Below are 24,088 nucleotides of genomic sequence, written 5' to 3'. Positions count from 1 at the left end.
CCTCTTGGTATGGCTTGGGTCTATCACCTCTTGCCACCAGAGTATCCGTCGCAGCCGCCGCCGCAAGCCCAACCGGGCCGTACTCAAAACCCACATGGATGCGCCGCGCTGGCGGCGAGTCCGTCAGACCGAAAGGTCGTGTTGTTCCCAGACCGCCGTCAGCGAGCTTTCGCCAACGCGGATCAGGCGGAACAGCGTTGCTGCCACCGCCGGAGAATCTTCGGCATCAATGGCGTTGGTCACATCGCGTGCGATATTGGCCATGGCCATCATGCCGATCTGTTCCGAGATCGCGATCAGCGAGCGCGCGCTCTTGCGCAGGTTGTCCACGTCGCTCTGGCGCCACAGGCGCTCGCAATGCGTCAGGCGCACAGCAAGTTCCTCGATGGCGCGGCAGACGACGTCCTCGGCACTTGTCTCGCCAAGCTGTGAATAAAGATCAGTCAGCTTTTGCGGGTCCAAGTGGACGTTTTCCCTATGATTGACTGTAAGTATGTTAGCCACCACTATTCACCCCGTATTCGGTATGCCCCCACGGCATAGGCCCAATCTGCGCCGCACTGGTTGTCAAAAGGTTTCGATCCGAAACGTATATCTCTCGAATTTGGTGTGAATTGCGGTTATCACACCCGACAGTCGATAATCCGAGGTGTATGACATGGACTATGCAAAGCCCCTGCCGAACTATCTGGTAACCCGTTACCATGGCTGGAAAGCGACCGCCTACGAGGAGAACCAGGGCTGGTATCGCCGCCTGGCCAAGGAGGGCCAGCGCCCGCGTGCCATGGTGATTTCCTGCTGTGACAGCCGGGTGCATGTGACCTCGATCTTCGGGGCGGATCAGGGCGAGTTCTTCATCCACCGCAATATTGCCAATCTGGTGCCGCCCTATGCGCCCGATGGCGACCACCACGGCACCTCGGCCACGGTCGAATATGCGGTGACGGTGCTGAAGGTGGCGCATCTGATCGTGCTGGGCCATTCGCAATGTGGTGGCGTTCAGGGCTGTATCGACATGTGCAAGGGGCACGCACCGGCGCTGGAGGAAAAGACCAGCTTTGTCGGGCGCTGGATGGACATTCTGAAGCCGCGCTTTACCGCGGTGGAGGACATCGTGGATGAGCAGGAGCAGGCGCGTCAGTTTGAGCGTCAGGCGGTTGTGGCCAGCCTTGAAAACCTGATGACCTTCCCGTTTATCGAGAGCGCGGTGAAGTCCGGCGAGCTGAGCCTGCATGGGCTCTGGACCGACATCGGCGAAGGCGGGCTGGAGTGCTACGACCCGAAATCGAGCACCTTTCACCCGGTTTGAGAGGACAAGCGACCCGCTGACGGCCCCGGATATCCCCGATTCCGGACAGCGCAAAGCCCCGACCCGGGCGCGGGCGGGGGGGGCTGCGGCTGCAGAAGGTCAGGTCTGCTTCGCCGCCTTCAGCATTTGGGCCGCTTGCGCATAGCCGCCTGAGGCGCCATCAACGAAATGCATGTGATCGTCCTGCATGGGCGAGGGAACGATGCAGGTCACAAGGGCCTCGTCCTGCGCGTGCAGCCCGTAGCGGGCGATACGCTTGGCCTGCGCCTGGATCAGCAGTGCTTCGAGTGCCATACGGGTCTCGTCACTGCAATCCAGTGTCATCTTCAACCCGTCATCAAACTTGCGGAAATCTGCATTGGCGGTGATCGTGTTGCGATAGTGCGTTGGATCAAACCCGCCGGTCGGGCGTTTGCGCAGGAACATCAGCGCCGCAAAGGCGGATTGGAAAAACAGCGAGACTGTTCTGAAAATTGCAGGTGTATTGCGGCGCGACAATCGCGCCTCCACGCGCAAGCCGGGGGGCGGGAACTGCATGTCGGGCCCGGTTTCCGGCAGCGGGTGGCCTGCGCGTTCCGATCCGGCGACCTCGGACAGGATTTCTGTCACCAATGCGTCGAACTCTTCTGCCGAGGCGTCGGGATGGGGCAGAACCAGCAGCGACAGGATCTGGCCATGGACCGCGGGCACGCTGTTCCAGCGGCAAGACAGCCCTGTCAGATCTGGGGATTGAACCGGGTCTGCCGGGGCGATTTCAAAACGGCCCGCTTTCATTTGCTCTTCAAGCCAGGCCAACCCGCCGCCCTCGAACATTGCATAGTCCAGATGCTCGGACGCGGCAAAGCGGGCCACCCGCACGTCACGGCCGGCGCGACGAACCTCCGCTACGGGCAAGAGCGCCGCGCGCAATTCGACCGCAAATTCCTGCGCCACCCAGGCGCGCAGTTTGGCAAGCTCTTGCCGGGCAACGTCCGCGAACTGCGGCGGCAGCGCAAAAGAGGTGCCATCGCCGCCAAACACAAAGGGAAACGGCGCGTGGTCAAAGGCATTCATCAGCGCAGCGATGGAGGAGGCCCCCACCATATTGACGGTCTTGTAGTGCCCCTGCGCCAGCAGCCCTGTCGAATCCACGATGTCGCAGCACCCCACGACCCAGTCGTGAGGCAGTGGTGCAAAGCGATCCCCGCGGGTCAGATTGGCAAAGGTGCGCACCTTTGGAAGCTGAGCGTAGAACGGATCCTCGATCATCATCTTGGGGCGGTCTCCAATACGGGCGGCGCATCCCCGCGGCGGGGGCCTGCGTGATAGATGCAGCATCCGGGGCATGCGACAAGGGGGACTCGCGCAGCCGTGACAGGCTGTGGACGCACCATATCCGTGTGGTATTTCCAATCTTGCGGCGATGAGCGTCAAGATACCGGATAATTCGCCAGAAACAGGGGAACAATTCACGCCTTGAACGCGTTTGTTGCTGAATCGCGCCTTTCAATGCAGGCGCAGAAACTATATCACACCGCGAGCCGGTCATGAGGCCGGACAATATTGGAGAAACAAACATGGGTTATCGCGTCGTTGTCGCCGGCGCCACGGGCAACGTGGGCCGTGAAATGCTGAACATCCTGGCCGAGCGCCAGTTCCCGGTGGATGAGGTTGCCGTTCTGGCGTCCCGTCGCTCGCTGGGCACTGAGGTCACATTCGGCGACAAGACATTGAAGACCCAGGATCTCGACACCTTCGATTTCACCGGCTGGGACATGGCGCTGTTTGCTATTGGCTCTGACGCGACCAAGAAATACGCGCCCAAGGCTGCAGAGGCCGGTTGCGTCGTGATCGACAATTCGTCGCTCTATCGCTACGATCCGGACATCCCGCTGATCGTGCCCGAGGTGAACCCGGAGGCCGTGCACGGCTATTCCAAGAAAAACATCATCGCCAACCCCAACTGCTCGACCGCGCAGATGGTTGTGGCGCTGAAGCCGCTGCATGACCGCGCCAAGATCAAACGCGTCGTGGTGTCGACCTATCAGTCGGTCTCCGGCTCCGGCAAGGACGCCATTGACGAGCTCTGGGATCAGACCAAGGCGCATTACAACCCGACCGATGATTACGAGCGCAAGGTCTACCCTAAGGACATCGCGTTCAACGTGATCCCGCATATCGATGTCTTCCTCGACGATGGCTCCACCAAGGAAGAGTGGAAGATGGTCGCGGAAACCAAGAAGATCATCGACCCGTCGATCAAGCTGACTGCGACCTGTGTGCGCGTGCCGGTGTTTGTGGGCCACTCTGAGGCGATCAACATCGAAACCGAGGACTTCCTTGATGAAGACGAGGCCCGCGACATTCTGCGCGAGGCACCGGGCATCATGGTGATCGACAAGCGCGAAGACGGCGGCTACGTGACGCCGAAAGAATGCGTTGGTGATTTTGCCACCTTCATCAGCCGTATCCGTCAGGACTCGACGCTGGATAACGGTCTGAACCTGTGGTGTGTCTCTGACAACCTGCGCAAAGGGGCCGCGCTGAACGCGGTACAGATCGCCGAGCTCTTGGGCCGTGAGGTTCTGAAGAAGGGCTGATCGCCAGCTAGAAAGAAGGACAGCGCCCGACCTATCGGCCGGACGGTGACTACCTTCCATCGGCCAATATCCGATCATCGAGAGGCGTCCCACGGGGGCGCCTCTTGCTTTTTTGTCCTGCGCAGAAGACGCTCGCCGCATCCTATTGTCAGCTTGGTGATTTTGATGCGCTTTGTTCTCTCTTCTGTCCTTGTTGGGGCTGCGGCCCTGCTGTCCACGACCGCATTGGCGGAGACCTTTTCCGCCACCAGCCGCGTCAGCGCGGTGACCGTCTATCCCAGCGAGGCATTGATTACCCGTACCGCCGAAGTCACGCTGCCCGCAGGCCGCCACCGGATCGTGATTAGCGGCATGCCTTTCGTGGATGAGATCGAGAGCCTTCGGGTCAGCCATCCCGGCGTGCGCCGGATCGGGCTTTATCTGCGTGAGAGCTTCCCGGTCCTGGAAGACGCTTCAACGCCCGAGCAAGGGCGGCTGAGGCGCGCGTGGCAGAAATCGAGGACCAGATAGACGCGCTGCGCCGGACCTCGGAGGAGGCGCGACTGGCGGCCGAAGGGGCAGAGGCGGCGATCGCCTTTCTCAATGCGCTTAAGCGGGGCGAGGGGGCGGCACTGCCCGATCCCGATCAGCTTCGCGCGCTGGTGAGCACGGTGCGCGAGGAAACCGCCGAGGCGCGCGAGACTATTTTGCGGGCCAAAGCGCAGGGGCGCGGGTTTCAGCGCCAAATGAAGGATCTGGAAACAGATCTGGCCCGTGCACAGGCAGAGCTTCAGGCGCTGTCGCAGCAGGATGAAGAACAGATGTTCCTCGCACTGGATGTCGAGGCGGATGAGGAGGTGACGGTGCCGCTCAGCCTCAGCTACCCCAATGATGCGGTGTCATGGGGGCCGTCTTACGAGTTCAATCTGGAAACAGGGGTGAGGCCGCAGGTTACCTTGCGCCGGGATGTGATGATCCAGCAGGCCACCGGCGAGGACTGGGTGGATGTGGCACTGCGGGTCTCTACCTCGACCCCGGATCAGCGGATCAATCCGCATGACTTGCGCCCCAATCGGCGCTGGATCGAGGACGAACAACAGGCCAAGCAGCGGTTCACAGCCGACATGGCCCTCGAGAGCGAAATGGGCAACCTTGCCGAGCCCCTCATCGAGGCCCCGAGTGCTGCCGAGACCCGTGGCGCCTCTCTTGGTGTCGTCGCCAGCGAGGCGGGGGTTTCTTACAGCTTTGATGCGCCTGTCAGCCTGCGCTCGGGGGCGGAATTGGCCTATCTAAATCTTCCGGCTGTCACCCTGAGCGCAGAGGTCTCCGCCCGGGCGGTGCCGCGCCGCGATCCCACCGCGTTTCGCATCGCGCGCGTTGCGAACACCAGCGGCGAGGAGTTGCTCGCCAGCGCCAACAGCCGCTTTCTTGTCGACGGAGAGTTGATCGGGTCCGGGTATTTCGAGGGGCTGCCCCCCGAGGCCGAGCGGGATCTGGGCTTTGGCCCCATTGATGGCTTGCGCATCAAACGGGATCTTCTGGATCAGAGCGAAGGCGGGCGCGGCGTGATTTCGCGCAGCAACCAGCGCGACACCGTGGCGGAGATCGAGGTGGAAAACCTCACCGGTCAGGTCTGGCCGGTGCGGGTGCTTGATCTGGTGCCGTTCAGCGAACAGGAGGATCTGGAAATCACATGGTCTGCCAGCCCCACGCCCTCAGAAGAAAACGTCGACAAACAGCGCGGCATCCTTGCGTGGGACCTGGAGATGCAGCCCGGATCGGTTCGGATCATCACGCTCAATACCCGTTTGGATTGGCCCGAAGGCAAGGTTCTGCGGTAGCGCATGCGGGGTGCGCGATCTTTCAAGAGTATAGAAAACTGTACCTTTGGGCCGCGAAGGAACCAATAGAGTGCCCCAATTTCGCCTCTCATACAGGTACCCTTGAACCAGAGTGGATTGGAGGGTGAACCATGAGTTATGATGATCGGACCACCGAAAACGAGGACCTCGCCTACGGGCAGACCGCGTGGGGATGTGCAAGCACGCGGGCGCGTCTGGACTCGGAATCGATGATGCTTCTGCGGGCCAATCTCAGCGAGCCCATGACCAAGGCGGACAGCTGGCCGACTCTGCGCGAGATGCTGCGCGGCAAGGGGTTTGACATGAAACCGCGTGCCGGGCGTCTGCGTCTGGTGGATCTGCAAAGCCGGGTGGAGATCTGTACCTTCGGTTTGCTGGGTCACCCGCGCGTGGAGCTGGAGAAACGTTTCGGCGGTCTGCCTCAAATGCATTGAAGCCGCTGCCCGATGAAACGAACCCGCCGTTCCCTTGGGCAAGCGGAACGGCGGGTTGTTCGCATTGGCAGAGACCTTGCTTCAGTCGGTGCCGTGCGCTGACCATCTTGATGCCAGCGCGCGTGCGCTCTGTGCCAGCAAGACCACATCGATCCCGACCGCGAGGAACTTCGCGCCCATGTCTGCATAGGCCTGCGTCGCCTCTTCGGTAACGCCAAGAATGCCGGGCGCCTTGCCCGCGGCCTTGATCCTTGTGATGGCGTCGGCGATCACCGCGCGGACCTCCGGATGGGCGGAGTTGCCCTGATGGCCCATGTCGGTGGACAGATCCGCCGGGCCGATAAAGATCCCGTCGACCCCCTCGACCGCGAGGATGGCATCGAGGTTCTCGATGCCGATGCGGTTTTCCACCTGCAACAACAGGCAGATCTGCGCGTCTGCGGTCTGAATATACTCCGGCGTGCCGCCAAAGCGGGTGGCGCGCGCTCCGGCGGCGCCGACACCGCGTGTGCCCTCGGGCGGATAACGACAGGCGCGCACCAGTTCGGCGGCCTGATCCGCGGTTTCCACCATCGGCACCAGCACGGTCTGCGCGCCGGCATCCAGTACCTGTTTGATGATCCATGTCTCGCCGATCGGCACCCGCACCACCGCTTCGGCGCTGGAGGTCGCGAGCGCCAGCAACTGGTCGCGGATCGAGCGGATGTCATTGGGCGCATGTTCGCCGTCGATCACCAGCCAGTCAAACCCCGCAGTGCCCATCAATTCGGTGGTGATCGCCTCGCCGAAACTGCACCAGCAGCCGATCTGACGCTGGCCCTCGGCGAGGGCCTGTTTGAAGTGGTTTTTCGGCGCGGCCATGTCTAACCTCTTTTATTCAAATGAAATCTCGACCGTGCCGAAAGCGGCAAAATCGGCGTGTATCTGGGTTCCGGGCGGGCACTCAACAGGGCGGATGAACGATCCCGACAGGACGATATCGCCCGCCTCGATCTGTTGTCCATAGTCCGCCATGCGCCGCGCCAACCACAACACGGAGGTGACCGGATCGTCCAGCACGCCTGCACCCAGCCCGGTTTCCTCCACCACGCCATCGCGTTTCAGGATCGCACCGACGCGGCGCAGATCAAAGGCGTCGACCGCGTGCCTGTTTGCGCCCATCACAATGCCCGCATTGGCGGCGTTGTCGCTGATGGTGTCGGTGATGATCCGCGCCTGCCCCGTGGCGGGATCGGCGCGCAGGATGCGGGTGTCGAGGATCTCCAGCGACGGGGCCACATAGTCGGTGGCTTTCAGGATGTCATCGCGGGTGCAATCGCGGCCCGCAAGCGGGGATTTCATCACAAAGGCGATCTCGGCCTCGACGCGGGGTTGGATAAAACGCCCCTCTGGCACGGTGCTGGCATTCTCAAACACCATATCATCGAGGAGCACACCCGAGTCCGGCGTGGTGATATTCAGCGCCTGCTGCATGGCGCGGCTGGTGAGGCCGATCTTCCAGCCGATTTTACGGCGACCTTGCGCCAGTTTCTGCGCCACCAGCGCCTTTTGCACCGCATAGGCGTCATCCAGTGTCATGCCCGGATAGGCGAGCGACAAGAGCCCGCATTGCTGACCTGTCTCCTCGGCGCGCAGCAGCTGGGCGGCGGCCTCGGCGTGTTGATCCGGGGTCATGCCTCATCCTCCACGGTGTTGCGCAAAATGCCGATGCCTTCGCCCTCGACCTCGATCACGTCGCCGGGTTTGAGAAACTTTGGCGGATCAAACCGTGCGCCTGCGCCGGTAGGGGTGCCGGTGACGATGATGTCGCCCGGAACCAGCGTGGTGAAGGTGGAGATATAGGCGATCTGACGGCGGATCGGGAACAACATCCGGGAGGTGCGATCATCCTGGCGCAGCTCGCCATTGACCTTGGTGGTGATCCGCACGTCATCAAGCTGCGCTGGCGCGGTGAAGGGCACCAGCCACGGGCCGATGGCACCGGAGCTGTCCCAGTTCTTGCCCTGCGTCACGTTGAATTTGGCATGGCGCACCCAGTCGCGGATTGTGCCTTCATTACAGAGGGTTATCGCGGCAATATGGTCATATGCGTCTGCCTCAGAGATGCGGCGCCCGCCCTTGCCGATGACAATGGCGATCTCGCCCTCGTAATCCAGTTGCAGGCTCTCCGGCGGGCGGATCAGGGGACGGTCCGCCCCGGTAAAGCTGCGCGCAAATCGTGGAAACAGCGACATGTTCGGCGGGGCGTCTTGTCCGTCCTTATATTCTTCGTTGCGATTGGGGAAGTTGACGCCGACGCAGATGATCTTTTCCGGGCGGGGCACCGGGATCTGATAGGTGATCTGGTCGAGTGGATGGGTCACATCCCGCCCCTGCGCAGCTTGGGCGAGGGTGTGGAGGCCCTTGTTTTCAATGACCTCCCGTAAGGTGGGCCACTCAGGGAACTCTGGCGAGAGGGCGATTGCGCCTGCGTCGGTGATGACGCCATAGAAGGTTTCAGTGGCGGCGGTGTAGGTGGCAAAACGCATCAGGTCAGTCCTCGTGCAAGTTCTGTGATCACATCATGGGCGCGCATGATGTCAGCCTCGGTTGTTTCAAACGCGCCCGCCTGAAACCGGATCACCAGCGCGCCATCAACGCGGGTCTGGGTGAGGTAAATGCGACCGTCGTCGTTGATCCTGTTGACCAGCTCAAGGTTCAGCGCATCAAGGTCCGTGGCCCCATCAGGCGCAAAGCGGAAGGTCCAGAGCGACCACATCGGCGGGGTGACGATTTCAAAATCCGGCTCTTGCGCAAGCGCGTCGTGAAGTTGGCGCGACCATGCAACGTGATTGCGGATACGTTGTCGCAATCCTTCAATGCCGTAGGTGCGGATCAGGAACCAGATCTTCAGCGCGCGGAAGCGGCGGCCCAAGGGTACAGACCATTCCGAATAGTTGATGATGCCGTCGTGGCCGTGAGTTTTGAGGTATTCCGGGCTGATGGCGAGGGTGCGCACCAGATCGTCTGCATTGCGCAGAAAATGTGCCGAGCAATCAAACTGCGCGCCGAGCCATTTATGCGGATTAAAGACGATGCTGTCCGCCCCCTCAATGCCCGGCCAATAGGTGCGAAACTCCGGGCAGATCATCGCGGAACCCGCCCATGCCGCGTCCACATGGGTGTAAAGCCCGTGGTTTTGCGCCACTTTGATGCAGTCCGCGATGGGGTCCGTGGCGCCGGTGCCGGTACCGCCGACGCAGAGAATGACCCCAGCGGGGTGAAGGCCTGCGGCCTTGTCGGCCTCAATGGCGGCGTCAAGGGCGGCGGGGTCCATGCCGCGCCAGTCGCCTTTGATTGGTACGCGCACGAGGTTGGCCTGACCGATGCCCGCAACCCAGATGGCGCGGTCCACCGACGTGTGCACCTCTGCCGAGCAATAGATCCGCAAGGTCGGCTGACCCGCGAGCCCCTGTTGATTGCCCTGCCAATTGAGCGCGCGTTCCCGCATGGTCAGGACGGCGGCAAGGGTGGCGGAGGAGGCGCTGTCCTGAATGACGCCGCGAAATTCGCTCGGCAAGCCAAGGGATTGGCGCAGCCAGTCCATCATCCGCGTCTCCATCTCGGTCGCCGCCGGAGAGGTCTGCCAGAGCATACATTGCGGGGCGATGGCAGAGGTCAGGAATTCCGCCAGTACCGAGGGCGCGGCGGCATTGGAGGCGAAATAGGCAAAGAAGCGCGGGTGCTGCCAATGGGTGATACCGGGCATCACCTTTTCCTCAAAATCGGCAAAGATCGCCTCCATGCCCTCGCCGTGTTCCGGCGGGGTTTCGGGCAGGGCGTTCAGCATATCGCCGGGTTTGGTCTGCGCGCGCACCGGGCGTTCGCCCACGGTGAGGTGATAGTCTTGCGCCCAATCGGCGACCTTGCGGCCCCAGGATGCGAAATCGGTCCAGTTCATGTAATGCTCCATTGTTCGTGCCGAAGGCACGGACAGCGCCTGACCTTCCCCCCGGGAAGGCGCTTCACGCCTCCCCAAGGTCAGGCGCCGCCCTCTGGTGTGTTACGGCGCGATGATCGGCTGCGCTTTGAGGTCACTTTCGCGGATTTCTGCACCGTCAAACAGCGAGCCTTCTTCGAACCAACTGCGCGGTGCGGGTGCGCCCCAGAGGGTCTGGCGCTGCGGGTCGGTGAGGGACCATTTGATCGGCTCCAGATCCGCGTCGCAGGTCTGATAGTCCGAGCAATAAATCTCAATCCGGTGGCCGTCAGGGTCGCGCACATAAAGGAAAAACGCGTTGGAAATACCGTGGCGACCGGGGCCGCGTTCGATATTGGCGACATAGCCGGTGGTCGACATCAGATCGAGGAGGTCGATGATGTTGAGCGGGGTTGGCACCCAAAAGGCGGTGTGGTGCAGACGCGGGCCGGTTCCATTGGTGAAGGCCACATCATGCACGCCGCCTTTGCGGTGCATCCAGGCCGCCCAGACGCGGCCGGACTCGTCATCCTCGGTATATTCAGTGACGCGAAAACCCATCTCGCCATAAAAGGCGATGGCCTCGTCGACATTGGCCGAGAACATGTTGAAGTGGTCGATGCGCAGGGGTTTGACGCCATTATAGAGCCTGTACTGCTGATGGATCGGGGGCAGGCGATCCATCTTGACGTAAAACTCCAGCGGCACACCCCATGGATCGCGGGTGCGGAAGCTGGGCCCCATGAAGGGGCGTTCGATCCACTCCACCGGCAGGCCCTTGCCCTCAAAGAAGGCGGCGGCCTTATCGAGTTCGGGGGTATCAAAAAGTTTGAAGCCGAGGCAGGAGACACCCGCCGTGTCGGATTGGCGCAGGATGATGCAGTGATGGCCGCGTTCCTCCATCGCGCGCAGATAGACGCGGCTCTGGTCTTCGTGGGTCACTTGCAAGCCGAGGATGTCGACGTAGAAGGCGCGCGAGGCGGCAAGGTCGGTGACGCCATATTCAACATGGCTGAGGCGGGTGATGTTGAAGGGCGGATAGAGGTTTGCTGCGGGAATGGGCATGTCGGGTCTCCTCCGAATGGACAGGCCGAATGTTAGGGCGACATACGAGGGGCTCTGCCCCTCGCGCTCCCCGGAATATTTGGGAGAATCTGAAGGCCTCAGGCGCCGAGGCGGGGAATCTTGTGGTGCCCGGTGGCAAAGCCGATGTGCTTTTGTTCCATGTAGAACTCAAAGCTCCAGTCGCCGCCGTCGCGCCCGATGCCGGATGCTTTGACACCACCAAAAGGCGTGGGCAGGTGGCGGACGTTTTCCGAATTCACCCAAATCATCCCGGCCTCAAGCTGGTTGGTGAAGCGCATGGCGCGGGTCACATCGTTGGTCCAGACATAGGCGGTGAGGCCGTATTGGGTGTCATTGGCGATGTTCAGCGCCTCTTCCTCGTCGGTGAAGCGGATGGCGGTGAGGACCGGGCCGAAGATTTCCTCGCGGGCGATGGTCATCTGATTGGTGGCCCCGGTGAAGAGCGTGGGCGTCACAAACCAGCCGGTGTCGCCGTGGCGGCTGCCGCCTGCGGCGACGGTTGCGCCGTCCTGCCGCGCGATGTCGAAATAGGAGGTCACCTTGTCGAAATGGACCTTGTGGATGAGGGGGCCGACCTCGGTTTTGGGATCAAGCGGGTGGCCGACCTTGATGCTGTTTACGCGTTGGATCAGTTTGGTCTCAAATTCCTCGGCAATGCTGTTCTGAATGAGCAGGCGCGAGGAAGAGGTGCAGCGTTCGCCGTTCAGAGAATAGATCATGAAGATCGCGGCATCGAGCGCGCGGTCCAGATCGGCGTCGTCAAAGACCACCACCGGGTTTTTGCCGCCAAGTTCAAAATGCACCCGTTTCAGGGTCGGCGCGCCTTGAGCCATGATCATCGAGCCGGTTTTGCTCTCGCCGACAAAGGCGATGGCCTTGATGTCAGGATGTTCGGTGAGCGCCTTGCCGGCCTCTTCGCCCAAGCCATTGACGAGGTTCCAGACCCCCGCAGGCAAGCCCGCGTCATGGGCAATCTCGGCAAGGATGCGGGCGGTGAGCGGCGAGAACTCTGCCGGTTTATGGACCACGGTGCAGCCTGCGGCGAGGGCGGGCGCGATCTTCCACGTCGAGAGCATAAAGGGCGTGTTCCACGGCGTGATGACACCGACGGGGCCGATGGGCACGCGGGTGGTGACGTTCATCAGCGTGGGCGAGGGCAGCATCTGGCCATCGCGGGCCGAGAGCGCACGGTCGGCAAAGAAACGGAAATTCTCAGCACCGCGCAGGGCGGCCTTGGACATGAAGCGCAGCGCCTGACCGGTATCCCAGCATTCACAGAGCGCAATTTCCTCGGCCCGCTCCACAATGCCGTCGGCGATGCGGTGCAGGATCGCCTTGCGTTCGGTCGCTGGCAGGTCGCGCCACGCGGGGAAGGCGGCTTTGGCGGCCTTTGCGGCTGCATCTATGTCCTCGGACCCACCGCGGGCAACCGAGCAGATCACGCTTTCGTCGACAGGCGAGGTCGTTTCAAACGTTTGGCCAGAGGCGGCGGGGCGGGCCTCGCCGTTGATCAGGTTGGTGATGCCGGATGCCCGGTGTTTTTCAAGAAAACCTGCGAGTTTGTCGAGGTTGGAGGCGAGGTCGCTCATGCGGGGTCTCCTGTGCTCAGATGGTCGCGGATGGTGCCGCATTTCGGGGAAAGCTCGGGGTCGATGTCGCGCATCTCCAGCGACAGCGCGATGGGGTGGGTTTCCATCGCAGGCGCGAGAAAGGCGCGGGCGGCGTCAAAGATCTGTTGGGTGGCGGCCTTGCGGGCCCCAAGCGGGCGACCGCCGCGCAGGCGCACCGAGAGATCAAGATACATGTGGTCGGGGTTGCCATCGGCGATGCTGACATAGTCGGCGGCAAAGGCGCGCACTCGCACACCCGCCATGGGCAGAATACCGGTGTCGATGGCGGCGCGGCGGATGTGGTCGCACAGGCCTTGCATGTCGATAAGCTGCGCCAGCCGGGGCGCGTAGTCCAAGGTGATATGGGGCATTCGGGTCCTCCTCCCAAACTGCTTAACATGTTATGTTTGTGCGGCATCCCTGTCAACGGGTGCGGCGAAAAATACTTAACTTTGATAAGTGATTGCCAAGGCAGGGTTTGGCGGCGATACAGGTCTGCATGACACATGCATTGCCCAGAACCGACCGATCTTTGCCTATTGCCTTGTTGCGCGCGCGCGAACGGGTGATGGGGCCGGTGCGACAGTTGTTGAACGGCCAGGATCTGACCGAACAACAATGGCGCGTGTTGCGGGTGGTGCAGGAAAGTGGCCCGATCGACCCGACGCAGATTGCCGATCAGGCCTGCCTGTTGTTGCCGAGTCTGACGCGGATTTTGCAAAAGCTGCAGGAAAAGGGTCTGATTGATCGGGCGCGGGACGAGACCGACCGGCGGCGGCAGGTGATTACCCTGACCGGGTCTGGCATGCAGGTGATCGAGGAGAACATCGATGCCAGCCTCGCCCTGATCGAGCGCACGCGCGAGAAGATGGGCGCAGAGGATTACGAGGCGCTGCTGGATCTGTTGCGCAAGCTCAACGGGCTCGATCTCTAGGCAGTGGGCCGCATCAGCAGGATCTGCACATCGGCGACATTGGTGCCGGTGCCGCCAACAGTTACCAAAGCATCTGCGGCGTTGAGGGCGGCGTAGCTGTCGTTATTCGTCAAGAGCGCCGCCGGATCGGCACCTGAGTTGGTGATCGCCCCCCATGTTTGCGGCGTGACAAGGCCACCGGCCGCATCCGTGGGCCCGTCGCGCCCATCAGTGCCGCCTGAAAGAAAGACCCACTCGCCCGGAAGCCTATCTGTGGCCTGCGCGATCCTCAGCGCAAGTTCCTGATTGCGCCCGCCGCGCCCCGTTCCAGTCAGGCGCACCGTGGTCTCACCGCCAAATAGATACGCGGTGGGGCGGTCTGTGGTGGTGGATGTTGCAACATCGAGAATGCGCTGGGCGGCGTCCGACACATCGCCGGTGAGATCATCCACCAGATCGGGGACATGCCAGCCTGCAGCCTTGGCCCGGTAGCGCATCGCCTCCAGGCTGAAACGATTGGAGCCGATCAGGACATTCTGTGCGGGGGGTGTTTTGGCGCTGTCCTCCGGGGTGTTGAGATGCGCCTGAACCGCAGCGGGGAGCTGGTTCCAGAGACCCTCGGACTGCAGCAAGGCGCGGGCGTCACCTCTGCTGCCCAAGGGGGCAACCGTGGGGCCAGAGGCAATGGCGCGCAGATCGTCGCCAATGACATCTGACAGAATGAAAGCGGTGACGCGGGCCGGGGCGGCGGCGCGGCAGAGACCGCCGCCTTTGAGGTCCGAGAGGGACTGGCGGATCAGGTTCATCCGGTTGATGTCGAGGCCCGAGGCCAGCAGAACCTCATTCACACGCGCCTTGTCCGCGAGGGTCAGGCCGGGGGCAGGGGCCACCATCAGGGCGGACCCCCCGCCGGAGATCAGCATCAGGACGTGATCCTGCGCGCCGAGGTCTTCGAGCAGGTCGAGCACCCGCGCCCCCGCCTCCGCACTGGTCTGATCCGGGACGGGATGCGCGCCGGCGATGACCTCGGCCCCGGGCACGTCTGCGCGGTTTTCGGGGTTGGTGATGACGAGCGCCTCGGACCGCGCATCGGCCAGGGTGGCAAGCGCCGCACGCATCATCGGAACAGCGGCTTTGCCCACCGCAATCACGATACGACGGCCACCGGGCGCAAGCGGGGCAAGTGGCTGTGCGCTAAGTTGGGCCTGCACGGCGGCGGCAGGATCGGCGCGGTCAATGGCGCAGCGGAACAGCTCCAGCGCGGTGTCTTGCAGGCTTTGTGGCATCGGAGTGGTCCTGGTTCCCGGAAAGGCGGCTGGGTGCATTCTGGCGACAGCAAGCGGGCCGGGTCAATGCCGCGGGCTTTCAAATGCAGCCTTATAATCCTTCATGCTTTTGGGAGCATCATAAGGATTGGCCTGAGCGCAGCGGCGCGGTTTGATGGGGCGAGAGATTTCAAGAAGGCGATGTGATGACAAAACCCACCTATTATGCGCCCCATGGCGGGCTGCCACCGCAGACCCAGCTCCTGACGGACCGGGCCATGTTCACCGAGGCTTATGCGGTGATCCCGAAGGGCACCAACAGCGATATCGTCTGTAGCCTGATGCCATTCTGGGGCAAATCTCGGTTTTGGGTGATCGCGCGACCGCTGTCCGGCTTTGCCGAGACCTTTTCCCATTACATTGCCGAAGTGCTGCCCGGTGGTGGCTCCGAGCGGCCGGAAACCGAGGCCGGGGTTGAGGCGGTCCTGTTTGTGGTCGAGGGGCAGATGGTGCTGACCATCGACGGTCAGGCGCATGAAATGGGCGCGGGCGGCTATGCGTTCCTGCCGCCATCGGCGGAGTGGAAGCTGACCAACACCAATGATGCGCCGGTGCGGTTTCACTGGATCAGGAAGGCGTATCAGGCGGTTGACGGGCTCGACATGCCGCAGGCCTTTGTCACCAACGAACAGGAGGTGACACCAACGGCGATGCCGGGGACCGAGGGCAAATGGGCGACCTCGCGCTTTGTCGATCCCGAGGATCTGCGCCACGACATGCATGTGACCATCGTCACCTTTGAGCCGGGCGCGGTCATTCCCTTTGCCGAGACCCATGTGATGGAGCACGGGCTCTATGTGCTGGAGGGCAAGGCGGTTTACCGGCTCAACCAGGACTGGGTCGAGGTCGAGGCCGGTGACTACATGTGGCTGCGCGCCTTCTGCCCGCAGGCCTGTTATGCGGGTGGGCCGGGCAAGTTCCGCTATCTGCTCTATAAGGATGTGAACCGCCACATGCCGCTTGCGCCATTGCGCTGAGGGCAGGCAGGTTATCAAACGGAAAAAGGGCCGCGTGATGCGGCCCTTTTGCGTTATTCTGGTGCCCGTCAGTGGGCGTCGCGCGAGGTCCCGAGCGAGCCTTTGGAGTGACCCGAGAGGCCACCGGAAACCTCTTCCGTGCTCTCATCCGTCAGGTCGTCGGGGAGCAGAAGGTTCAACGTGATGGAGATCACTGCGGCGGGCAACAGGCCACTGGTCAGCAGGATCCGCGCGGTGTCCGGCATGTGCTGCAAGGCGGCAGGTTCAAGTTGCAAACCGAGTCCGATGGACAGCGAGATCGCAAAGATCACCATATTGCGCCGGTTCCAGTCCACATCCGACAGGATCGAGATCCCGGCGGCGACCACCATGCCAAACATCACGATGACCCCACCGCCGAGCACTTCGATCGGGACGGTGCGGATCAGCGCGCCAACCTTGGGGATGAGGCCGCAGACGATCAGGAAGATTGCGCCGCAGGTCACCACGTGGCGGCTCATGACGCCGGTCATGGCGATCAGGCCGACGTTCTGGCTGAAGGAGGTGTTGGGCATAGCGCCAAAGGCGCCGGCGAGGGCAGAGCCAAACCCGTCGGCATAAATCGCGCCTTCGATTTCGGTATCGGTGGCTTCGCGCCCCGCGCCGCCTTTGGTGATGCCCGAGACATCGCCCACGGTTTCAACGGCAGAGACAAAGGCCATCAGGCAGAAGCCCAGGATGGCAGCGAAGGAGAACTCGAACCCGTATTTGAACGGCTGCGGCAGTGCAAAAGCGGCGGCATTGCCCCAGCTGCCGGTGATCGAATCCACGCTCAGCATGCCGACCATGAGCGCGTAGATATACCCGGCGATGAGCCCGAGCAGCACGGCGGAGACCGACAGCATGCCGCGGGTGAAGAACTTCAGCCCCAGCGTCACCAGAATCACCACCAGCGCCGCCGACCAGTTCAGCAGTGACCCGTATTCCGGCGTGCCGATGGCCGGAACGCCACCTGCGGCATACTGGATGCCGACTTTGACCAGCGCGAGGCCGATCATTGTGACCACAAGGCCGGTCACCAGCGGCGGCAGGGCAAAGCGGATCTTGCCGATGACAAGGCCGAGGCAGGCATGGAACAAGCCGCCAATCAGCACCCCGCCAAAGAGCGCGGCAAGGGCATCGACGCCTTTGCCCGCCACCAGCGGGATCATGATCGGTAGAAAGGCAAAGGAGGTGCCCTGTACGATCGGGAGCCGTGCGCCCACTGGACCCAGTGTCAGCGTCTGCATCAATGTGGCGATACCGGCAAAGAGCATCGACATCTGGATCAGGTAGAGGAGTTCCGGAAAGTCGGGGGAGTTCGATCCGAACCCAAAACCCGCCGCTCCGGCAACGATGATCGCCGGCGTCACGTTGGAGACGAACATCGCCAGCACGTGCTGGATGCCCAGCGGGATGGCTTTGCCCAATGGGGGCATGTAGTCGGGATCGCGGAGCTGCTCCGGCGTCCCGATAGACGTATCAGACATTTTCAGTTCCCTGTTGGTTGGCGACACTTCCGGCCTCGTTTGGTGGGCCGGGATGAATCGCAGTGGCTGGGACGGAGGTCAGCCCTCCGCGTGCGATAAGACCTCGGTGACGATCCAGGGATCATCGAACCAGTGTTCTTCGAGGTTTGCGCCGTCGCCGATCCGGTCGACGACGATGTATTTACCCGGCGCTTCAAAGGGCGCGAGGACGCCATGCCAGACCCCGCGGTGCAGGTTGATCGACTGGCCCGGCTGGCTGAGAAAGGCTTGGGGTGTGCCGGGAGCGCCGCCCGCATCGGGGGCGACGATCACGATCATCGGAACGCCGTTGAGGGGGACGAAGGCTTGGCTGCCGGACGGGTGCCGTTCGACCAGCTCCACCCGGTAGGGCAGGTGGCGGGCTTCGGCGTCAAAAAGGCTGATGCCTGCGCGGCCATCCGCAAAGTCCAGCAGCGCAAGGTCGTGATGCCGCCCGCATTTGCCCTGATTGATAATCTTGTCGGCCTCTGGCTTTGGCTCCAGCACATCGCCAAAGGCGGCAAATGCGGCAGCAGTCAGCGGGCGGGCGCGCAGCTCTCGGGTCATGGCAGGAGGTCCATCAGGCGGAACTGGGCGATGCGTTCGACCTGTTTGCAGGCCTCGGCAAATTCCGTGGTGCGGTCATTGTCGATGCGGCGCTGGAACGCCGCCATGATCGAGGCCTTGTCGTGGTCGCGCACCGCGATGATGAAGGGGAAGCCGTGTTTCTCCACATAGGCGTTGTTCATCGCGGTGAAGGTCTCGCGCTCCTCGTCGGTCAGCATGTCCAGCCCGGCGCTGGCCTGTTCCGAGGTGCTCTCGGCTGTCAGGCGACCGGCGGCGGCGAGTTTGCCCGCAAGATCGGGGTGCGCTGTCAGCACGCCGAGGCGCTCTTCCTCGCTTGCGGTGCGGAACATGCGGCAGAGCGCGTTGTGCACACCCGCCGCGCAGTCATGCGCCGGGCCAAGTTCGAGGTCAAAGGCGCGATCCGCAATCCAGGGGGAATGTTCAAAGATCGACCCATATGTGGCCACAAATGTCTCGCGGTCCATTTGGCTGGGACGAGTGCGACGCTGATGGGGATGGGTGCTGGCCCAATGTTCAGCGATCTCCAGGCGGCGCGGGCACCAGACGCCCTCGTGGCTCTGGATATGATCGATAAAGCGTTTGAGCGCGGCGATTTTGCCCGGACGCCCCACCAGACGGCAATGCAAGCCGATGGTCATCATCTTGGGCGCGCCTGCGTCGCCTTCGGCATAAAGCGCATCAAAGGCGTCGGTCAGATAGCTGCCGAAATCCTCGCCGGTGACCCAGCCGGGGGCCGTGGCAAAGCGCATATCGTTGGCCTCAAGCGTGTAGGGAATGATCAGCTGATCGCGGTCGCCCACTTCGAGCCAATAGGGCAGGTCGTCATCATAAGTATCTGAGATATAATCAAAGCCGCCTTCTTCGGCGACCAGACGCACGGTGTTGGCGCTGCAACGACCGGTGTACCAGCCGCGCGGACGGTCTCCGACCACCTCGGTATGCAGGCGGATCGCCTCCTTGATGGAGGAGCGCTCTTCATCCTCGGGCATGTCCTTGTGTTCGACCCATTTGAGGCCGTGGGAGGCGATTTCCCAGTCCGCGTCCTTCATCGCTTGCACCTGTTCGGGACTGCGGGCAAGGGCGGTGGCGACGCCATAGATGGTCAACGGGATGCCCGCGCCGGTGAACAGGCGGTGCAGACGCCAGAAGCCTGCGCGCGCGCCATATTCATAGATCGATTCCATATTCCAGTGGCGCTGGCCCTGCCATTGTGCCGCGCCGGGGATGTCGGAGAGAAAGGCCTCGGAGGCCGCATCGCCATGCAGGGTGCAGTTTTCGCCGCCCTCTTCGTAGTTCAGCACGAATTGCACAGCGATCTTTGCGTCATTGGGCCAGGCGGGATGGGGGGCATGCGCCCCATATCCACGCATGTCACGAGGGTAGCGTGTCACGTGTCGGTCTCCGGGTCTTTGCAAGTGGTTTACGTGTTATACATTGAAAGTGGGCGCGGGGCTTTACCACAATTTTTGAAAGTGCTGTTTGATGGTTCTGCGTGCATCCTAAGGCGGGCCCGCGCAATATAGTGGCAAATTCAGCGAGAGATGACTGGCAACGGGGCGATCCTGTGATGCCGGACAAGAGAGGCGAGAGATGACCGGATATCTGACCACACATGTTCTGGACACCGCGCGAGGCTGCCCGGCTCAGGGCATCAAGATCGCGCTTTATCGGGTGACGGGCAATTCCCACAAGAAGATCGCCGAAACGGTGACAAATGCCGATGGGCGCACCGATAGCCCGATTTTGCCGACAGACACGTTCAAGACTGGAACCTATGAATTGATCTTCTTCTGCGGCGACTATCTGCGCGAGACAGGCCAGCCGGGGGAGGATCCGCTGTTTCTGGATCAAGTGCCGATCCGGTTCGGCATGAGTGATGCGGACGCTCACTATCACGTGCCGCTGTTGCTGTCGCCCTATGGCTACTCCACCTATCGGGGCAGCTGACCAATAGGTATTTGGTAAAAGATGAAGGGGCGGGCCGGGAGGCGCCGCCCCTTGTTCATGTTTCAGGCCGCATCACTCGGAAGGGACGCCAGGATGTGGTCCACCATGAAGTCGAGGAACAGCCGCACCTTGGGGTCCTGATGGCGGCGGTGCATGTAAAGGCAGGCCATCTGAATGGTGGCAGGGGGCTCGTCCGGTAGCACCGGCACCAGCGTCCCCGCAGCGAGATGTTCAGAGATCTCGAACACCGGCTTGAGGATAATGCCGTGGCCATCCAGCGCCCATTGGGTCAGGACATCGCCGTGATCGGATTCAAACGGACCCGTGACGGCAATGCGGCGGATGCCATCCGGGCCATGCAGGGGCCATTGAAATTCCGGAGCACCCGGATAGCGCAGGTTGAGGCAATCATGGGCGTCGGTCTTCAGCTCGGCGCTTGTGCCGGGCATGCCGCGCTCTGCGATATAGGCAGGCGAGGCGCAGAGCACCCGCGGACAATCGGTGATCTTGCGAATCTTCAGATTGGAATCTTCGGGCAATCCCAGAAAGAACGCCGCATCGAGACCCTCGGCGGCGAGGTCGAGTTTGCGATCCGACAGGCGCAGACGGATATTGATGAGCGGGTAGGCGGCATTGAACTGCGGCACCGCCGGTGCGATCAGCCGCTGCCCCAATCCCAGCGGGGCTGCCACATAGAGCGTGCCACGCGGGGTTTGCGTCACATTGGAGATGTCGGCCTCCGCCTCTTCGACCGCTTCCAGGATCTTGACCGCGCCATGATAGAACAGCTGGCCCTGCTCCGTGGGGTGCAGCAGCCGCGTGGTGCGCTGGAACAGGCGCACTTTCAGGTGTTCTTCGAGCTGAGAAATCCGCGACGAGGCCACGGCGGCAGAAATGCGCATGTCCCGCGCTGCGGCGGACATATTGCCGAGCTCATAGACGCGGACGAAAGTGCGGATATTGTTCAGATAGGCCATGACGGGGATTTCATTGTTAGCTTATGTTTGAAGCAGCTTGGAATTTTTTCCTGATACACGAAAATAACCCGCTCGCCTAGGGTCAGGGCAAACGCGCAAGGAGTGAGCTATGGAAGAGCTTGTCATCATGTGGGACTGGCTGGGCTTTGCTGTCCGCTGGCTACACGTCATCACCGCCATCGCCTGGATCGGATCGTCCTTCTATTTTGTGGCGCTGGATCTCGGGTTGCGGAAGGTGCCGCATTTGCCGGTCGGTGCCCATGGCGAAGAATGGCAGGTGCATGGCGGTGGCTTTTACCACATCCAGAAATATCTGGTGGCGCCCGCAAACATGCCGGACCATCTGATCTGGTTCAAATGGGAGAGTTACGCCACTTGGCTCTCTGGCGCTGGCCTGTTGATGATCGTCTATTGGGCGGGCGGCGAGCTCTATCTGATCGACGCGTCAAAGGCCGATCTGGCCCTGTGGCAGGGCATCCTGATTTCGGGCGCATCGCTCAGCGTGGGCTGGCTGGTCTATGATTTCCTGTGCAAATCGCCCTTGGGCGAGAAGCCGACGCTGCTGATGGTGCTGCTGTTCGTGCTGCTGGTGGCCATGGGCTATGGGTATAATCAGATCTTCACGGGACGCGCCGTGATGCTGCATCTGGGGGCCTTTACCGCCACCATCATGACGGCCAATGTGTTCTTCATCATCATGCCGAACCAGCGCATCGTGGTGAAAGACCTGCAGGAAGGCCGCACGCCGGATGCAAAGTATGGCAAGATCGCCAAGCTGCGCTCGACCCATAACAACTATCTGACCTTGCCGGTGATCTTCCTGATGCTGTCCAACCACTACCCGCTGGCCTTTGCCACCGAGTATAACTGGCTGATCGCGGCGCTGGTGTTCCTGATGGGGGTGACGATCCGTCATTACTTCAACACCTGCCACGCCGGCACCGGCAATCCGACCTGGACCTGGCCCGTGACCATCCTGTTGTTCATTGCCATCATGGCGCTGAGCCAGGCGCCGCTGATGCAGGACACCTATGAGGACTCCGAGGCACGAGAGCTGACCCAAACCGAGCTGGCCTTTGCCGGCTCGGAGCACTTCGAAGACATCATGAGCACGGTGCCCGGGCGCTGTGCCATGTGCCATGCGCGCGAACCCTACTATGAGGGCATCCGTCGCGCGCCCAAGAACGTGCTGCTGGAGACCCCTGCGGATGTGGCGAAATATGCGCGTCAGATCTACTTGCAGGCTGGCGCGACCCACGCAATGCCGCCCGCCAATGTGACCTATATGGAAGAGGAAGAGCGCGCGCTGATCCGCAAATGGTATGCCGATGGTGCGGCAGAGCTGCCCTTTTATCTGGCCGGCAACTGACAGCCAGCCGGTCCCCTAGGCTGCCTGTCCACCCTCAGACGACTCACCACTCCGACCTATCCCATTCCGACCGGCGCCGTGGCTGCGGGGCCTCCGACCCTGTTATTCGTGAAAGGCTAACCGATGTCTTCTCCCGCCAAGATCCTGCGTGGCCGCACGCTGAGCTTCCTGTCCGAACCCGCTGGCCCCGAGGATACCGCCGCCTATCGCTATCTCGAGGACGGCGCTCTCCTGATCCAGGATGGCGTTATCACCGCACATGGGGACTACAGCGCGGTTTCTGCGCAAGCCCCCGAGGCAGAGGTGGTGGATCATCGCCCGCATCTCCTGATGCCCGGCTTTATCGATCTGCATCTGCATTTCCCACAGGTGCAGGTGGTCGCCTCCTGGGGTGAACAGCTCCTAGATTGGCTCAACACCTATACATTCCCTGCGGAGGTGCAGTTTGCAGACCCTGCGCACGCGGAACGGATGGCCCGCGGGTTCTTCGATCTGATCTTGGGTCATGGCACCACCACGGCAGTCGCCTTCTGTTCCGTGCACCCCACCTCGGCCGACGCCTATTTCGCCGAAGCCGCCCGCCGCAATATGCGGATGATCGGCGGCAAGGTGATGATGGACCGCAACGCACCCGAGGGGCTGACTGATACGGCGCAGCAGGGCTATGACGAGACCAAGGCGCTGATCGAGCGCTGGCACGGCAAGGGGCGGGCATCATACGCGATTTCGCCTCGGTTCGCGATTACCTCAACGCCCGCGCAACTGGAGGCCGCCGGGGCCTTGGTTGCAGAACACCCCGACGCCTATGTGCAGACCCATCTGTCTGAGAACCGCGACGAGATCGACTTTACCCTCAACCTCTATTCAGAGGCGCCGGACTACCTTGGCATCTATGAACGCTACGGGCTTGTGAGCGATAAGACCCTGCTGGGGCATGCGATCCATCTGGAGCCGCGCGAGATTGAGCTTCTGACCGCAACCGGGGGCAAACCGGTGTTCTGCCCGACGTCCAATCTGTTCCTCGGCAGCGGTCTGTTCGATGATGCGGGCCTGCGCGCCAAGGGCATCCTTAATGGCATCGCCACCGATATTGGCGCGGGCACCAGCTATTCGATGCTGCAGACTCTAAACGAGGGCTACAAGATCCTCCAGTTGCAGAACCAGAAGCTGCACCCGCTGCGCGCCTTCCACTGGATCACCCGTGGCAATGCTGAGGTGCTGGGGCAGGTCGATCAGATCGGCACCTTGGATGCTGGAACGGAGGCCGACATCGTAGTGCTGAATGCAAAAGCCACCCCGGCAATGGCACTCAGGGCAGAGGCGGCCACCTCGCTGAGCGAAGAGCTGTTCATCCTGCAGATGCTCGGCGATGATCGGGCCGTGGCAGAAACCTATGTGGCGGGCGAGGCGATGAAACCACGGAGCTGACGTCCAGCAAGGTATTTATGGAATGCGACGGGCGCGGTGGGTTTTCCCTCTGCGCCTGTTTCTTTTGAGGGGTGGTGGATTCGTGTCGGGAGTCTCGGACGCGATTCCGATTTGTTTCCGCCGCCGAGTCTGTGGGTAAGTTTGGTTTGATTGTGGATAAGGGGTTTGGGTTTGGGATTTGGGTGTGAGGGGGAGGTTGGTTTGAGGTTTTGTGGTGCGGG

At 62.0% G+C, this 24,088-nt stretch carries 24 protein-coding genes; 10 read left to right on the top strand and 14 right to left on the bottom strand.

Annotation, left to right across the window (positions count from 1 at the left end):
• Positions 1-123: 123 nt before the first annotated feature.
• The gene (locus tag MHM88_RS09745) at positions 124-462 is read right to left on the bottom strand and encodes a hypothetical protein (protein ID WP_239322087.1); all 339 of its coding nucleotides are present in this window, start codon (positions 460-462) and stop codon (positions 124-126) included.
• Between the two features lie 196 nt (positions 463-658).
• Between MHM88_RS09745 and MHM88_RS09740 the strand changes: the two genes are divergently transcribed.
• The gene (locus MHM88_RS09740) at positions 659-1,309 is read left to right on the top strand and encodes a carbonic anhydrase (protein WP_239322086.1); all 651 of its coding nucleotides are present in this window, start codon (positions 659-661) and stop codon (positions 1,307-1,309) included.
• Between the two features lie 99 nt (positions 1,310-1,408).
• Here MHM88_RS09740 and MHM88_RS09735 read toward each other — a convergent pair whose 3' ends face one another.
• Complete coding sequence (locus tag MHM88_RS09735) at positions 1,409-2,557, bottom strand: DUF3095 domain-containing protein (RefSeq protein WP_370687479.1); 1,149 nt, start codon at positions 2,555-2,557, stop codon at positions 1,409-1,411.
• A gap of 308 nt (positions 2,558-2,865) precedes the next feature.
• Here MHM88_RS09735 and MHM88_RS09730 point away from each other — a divergent pair, with 308 nt between their 5' ends.
• The 4 genes from MHM88_RS09730 (at position 2,866) to MHM88_RS09715 (ending at position 6,163) form a co-directional block, all read left to right on the top strand.
• Positions 2,866-3,888: an aspartate-semialdehyde dehydrogenase gene (locus tag MHM88_RS09730; protein WP_239322084.1), complete on the top strand. Its 1,023-nt coding sequence runs from the start codon at positions 2,866-2,868 to the stop codon at positions 3,886-3,888.
• A gap of 165 nt (positions 3,889-4,053) precedes the next feature.
• Positions 4,054-4,398, top strand: a complete 345-nt coding sequence (locus MHM88_RS09725; RefSeq protein WP_239363768.1) for a DUF4140 domain-containing protein — start codon at positions 4,054-4,056, stop codon at positions 4,396-4,398.
• Positions 4,374-5,708 carry a DUF4139 domain-containing protein gene (locus MHM88_RS09720; RefSeq protein ID WP_239363766.1) on the top strand — a complete coding sequence of 445 codons (1,335 nt, stop codon included), beginning with the start codon at positions 4,374-4,376 and terminating at the stop codon, positions 5,706-5,708. Before MHM88_RS09725 ends, MHM88_RS09720 begins: the two co-directional genes overlap by 25 nt.
• A gap of 131 nt (positions 5,709-5,839) precedes the next feature.
• Entirely contained in the window at positions 5,840-6,163 is a 324-nt protein-coding gene (locus MHM88_RS09715) for a hypothetical protein (RefSeq protein ID WP_239322082.1), read from the top strand.
• Between the two features lie 81 nt (positions 6,164-6,244).
• Here the strand turns inward: MHM88_RS09715 and MHM88_RS09710 are convergent, their stop codons facing one another.
• From MHM88_RS09710 to MHM88_RS09680, 7 genes are all read right to left on the bottom strand, one after another.
• The gene (locus tag MHM88_RS09710) at positions 6,245-7,024 is read right to left on the bottom strand and encodes an aldolase/citrate lyase family protein (RefSeq protein ID WP_239363764.1); all 780 of its coding nucleotides are present in this window, start codon (positions 7,022-7,024) and stop codon (positions 6,245-6,247) included.
• A 12-nt stretch (positions 7,025-7,036) separates the two neighbouring features.
• Positions 7,037-7,837, bottom strand: a complete 801-nt coding sequence (gene hpaH, locus MHM88_RS09705) for a 2-oxo-hept-4-ene-1,7-dioate hydratase (protein WP_239363762.1) — start codon at positions 7,835-7,837, stop codon at positions 7,037-7,039.
• Positions 7,834-8,691, bottom strand: a complete 858-nt coding sequence (locus MHM88_RS09700) for a fumarylacetoacetate hydrolase family protein (protein ID WP_239363759.1) — start codon at positions 8,689-8,691, stop codon at positions 7,834-7,836. The genes hpaH and MHM88_RS09700 overlap by 4 nt, the downstream gene beginning before the upstream one ends.
• Positions 8,691-10,103 carry a pyridoxal-dependent decarboxylase gene (locus MHM88_RS09695; RefSeq protein ID WP_239363756.1) on the bottom strand — a complete coding sequence of 471 codons (1,413 nt, stop codon included), beginning with the start codon at positions 10,101-10,103 and terminating at the stop codon, positions 8,691-8,693. Before MHM88_RS09695 ends, MHM88_RS09700 begins: the two co-directional genes overlap by 1 nt.
• 102 nt (positions 10,104-10,205) lie before the next feature.
• Positions 10,206-11,186, bottom strand: coding sequence for a 3,4-dihydroxyphenylacetate 2,3-dioxygenase (hpaD, locus tag MHM88_RS09690; RefSeq protein WP_239363741.1), 981 nt, complete (start codon positions 11,184-11,186; stop codon positions 10,206-10,208).
• A 98-nt stretch (positions 11,187-11,284) separates the two neighbouring features.
• Positions 11,285-12,796: a 5-carboxymethyl-2-hydroxymuconate semialdehyde dehydrogenase gene (hpaE, locus tag MHM88_RS09685; RefSeq protein ID WP_239363738.1), complete on the bottom strand. Its 1,512-nt coding sequence runs from the start codon at positions 12,794-12,796 to the stop codon at positions 11,285-11,287.
• Positions 12,793-13,188, bottom strand: coding sequence for a 5-carboxymethyl-2-hydroxymuconate Delta-isomerase (locus MHM88_RS09680; protein WP_239363731.1), 396 nt, complete (start codon positions 13,186-13,188; stop codon positions 12,793-12,795). Before MHM88_RS09680 ends, hpaE begins: the two co-directional genes overlap by 4 nt.
• Positions 13,189-13,316: 128 nt before the next feature.
• Between MHM88_RS09680 and hpaR the strand changes: the two genes are divergently transcribed.
• Positions 13,317-13,751: a homoprotocatechuate degradation operon regulator HpaR gene (gene hpaR / locus MHM88_RS09675; protein WP_239363729.1), complete on the top strand. Its 435-nt coding sequence runs from the start codon at positions 13,317-13,319 to the stop codon at positions 13,749-13,751.
• Here hpaR and MHM88_RS09670 read toward each other — a convergent pair.
• On the bottom strand, positions 13,748-15,016 hold the full coding sequence (locus tag MHM88_RS09670; protein ID WP_239363726.1) for a glycerate kinase: 1,269 nt from the start codon (positions 15,014-15,016) through the stop codon (positions 13,748-13,750). The genes hpaR and MHM88_RS09670 overlap by 4 nt on opposite strands.
• A 185-nt stretch (positions 15,017-15,201) precedes the next feature.
• Here MHM88_RS09670 and MHM88_RS09665 point away from each other — a divergent pair, with 185 nt between their 5' ends.
• Positions 15,202-16,032, top strand: coding sequence for a bifunctional allantoicase/(S)-ureidoglycine aminohydrolase (locus tag MHM88_RS09665; RefSeq protein WP_239363718.1), 831 nt, complete (start codon positions 15,202-15,204; stop codon positions 16,030-16,032).
• Positions 16,033-16,100: 68 nt separating this feature from the next.
• On the opposite strand, the gene MHM88_RS09660 is transcribed toward MHM88_RS09665, so the two are convergent.
• The 3 genes from MHM88_RS09660 to puuE form a co-directional block, all read right to left on the bottom strand.
• Entirely contained in the window at positions 16,101-17,540 is a 1,440-nt protein-coding gene (locus tag MHM88_RS09660; protein ID WP_239363716.1) for a uracil-xanthine permease family protein, read from the bottom strand.
• A 78-nt stretch (positions 17,541-17,618) separates the two neighbouring features.
• Positions 17,619-18,125, bottom strand: a complete 507-nt coding sequence (locus tag MHM88_RS09655; protein ID WP_239363709.1) for an ureidoglycolate lyase — start codon at positions 18,123-18,125, stop codon at positions 17,619-17,621.
• Positions 18,122-19,537: an allantoinase PuuE gene (gene puuE / locus MHM88_RS09650; protein WP_239363706.1), complete on the bottom strand. Its 1,416-nt coding sequence runs from the start codon at positions 19,535-19,537 to the stop codon at positions 18,122-18,124. The genes MHM88_RS09655 and puuE overlap by 4 nt, the downstream gene beginning before the upstream one ends.
• Before the next feature lie 199 nt (positions 19,538-19,736).
• Between puuE and uraH the strand changes: the two genes are divergently transcribed.
• Positions 19,737-20,093, top strand: coding sequence for a hydroxyisourate hydrolase (gene uraH / locus MHM88_RS09645; protein ID WP_239363692.1), 357 nt, complete (start codon positions 19,737-19,739; stop codon positions 20,091-20,093).
• Between the two features lie 62 nt (positions 20,094-20,155).
• Here uraH and MHM88_RS09640 read toward each other — a convergent pair whose 3' ends face one another.
• Complete coding sequence (locus MHM88_RS09640; protein WP_239363679.1) at positions 20,156-21,070, bottom strand: LysR family transcriptional regulator; 915 nt, start codon at positions 21,068-21,070, stop codon at positions 20,156-20,158.
• Between the two features lie 109 nt (positions 21,071-21,179).
• On the opposite strand from MHM88_RS09640, the gene MHM88_RS09635 reads away from it, so the two are divergent.
• Positions 21,180-22,439, top strand: a complete 1,260-nt coding sequence (locus tag MHM88_RS09635) for a urate hydroxylase PuuD (protein ID WP_239363678.1) — start codon at positions 21,180-21,182, stop codon at positions 22,437-22,439.
• A gap of 123 nt (positions 22,440-22,562) precedes the next feature.
• Positions 22,563-23,867, top strand: coding sequence for a guanine deaminase (gene guaD / locus MHM88_RS09630; RefSeq protein WP_239363677.1), 1,305 nt, complete (start codon positions 22,563-22,565; stop codon positions 23,865-23,867).
• The last annotated feature ends 221 nt before the right edge of the window (positions 23,868-24,088 follow it).

Source organism: Epibacterium sp. MM17-32, assembly GCF_022348205.1.
GTDB lineage: Bacteria > Pseudomonadota > Alphaproteobacteria > Rhodobacterales > Rhodobacteraceae > Epibacterium.
The sequence above is the reverse complement of the archived record's forward strand: the minus strand, read 5'-3'. Positions and strand labels throughout refer to the sequence as shown.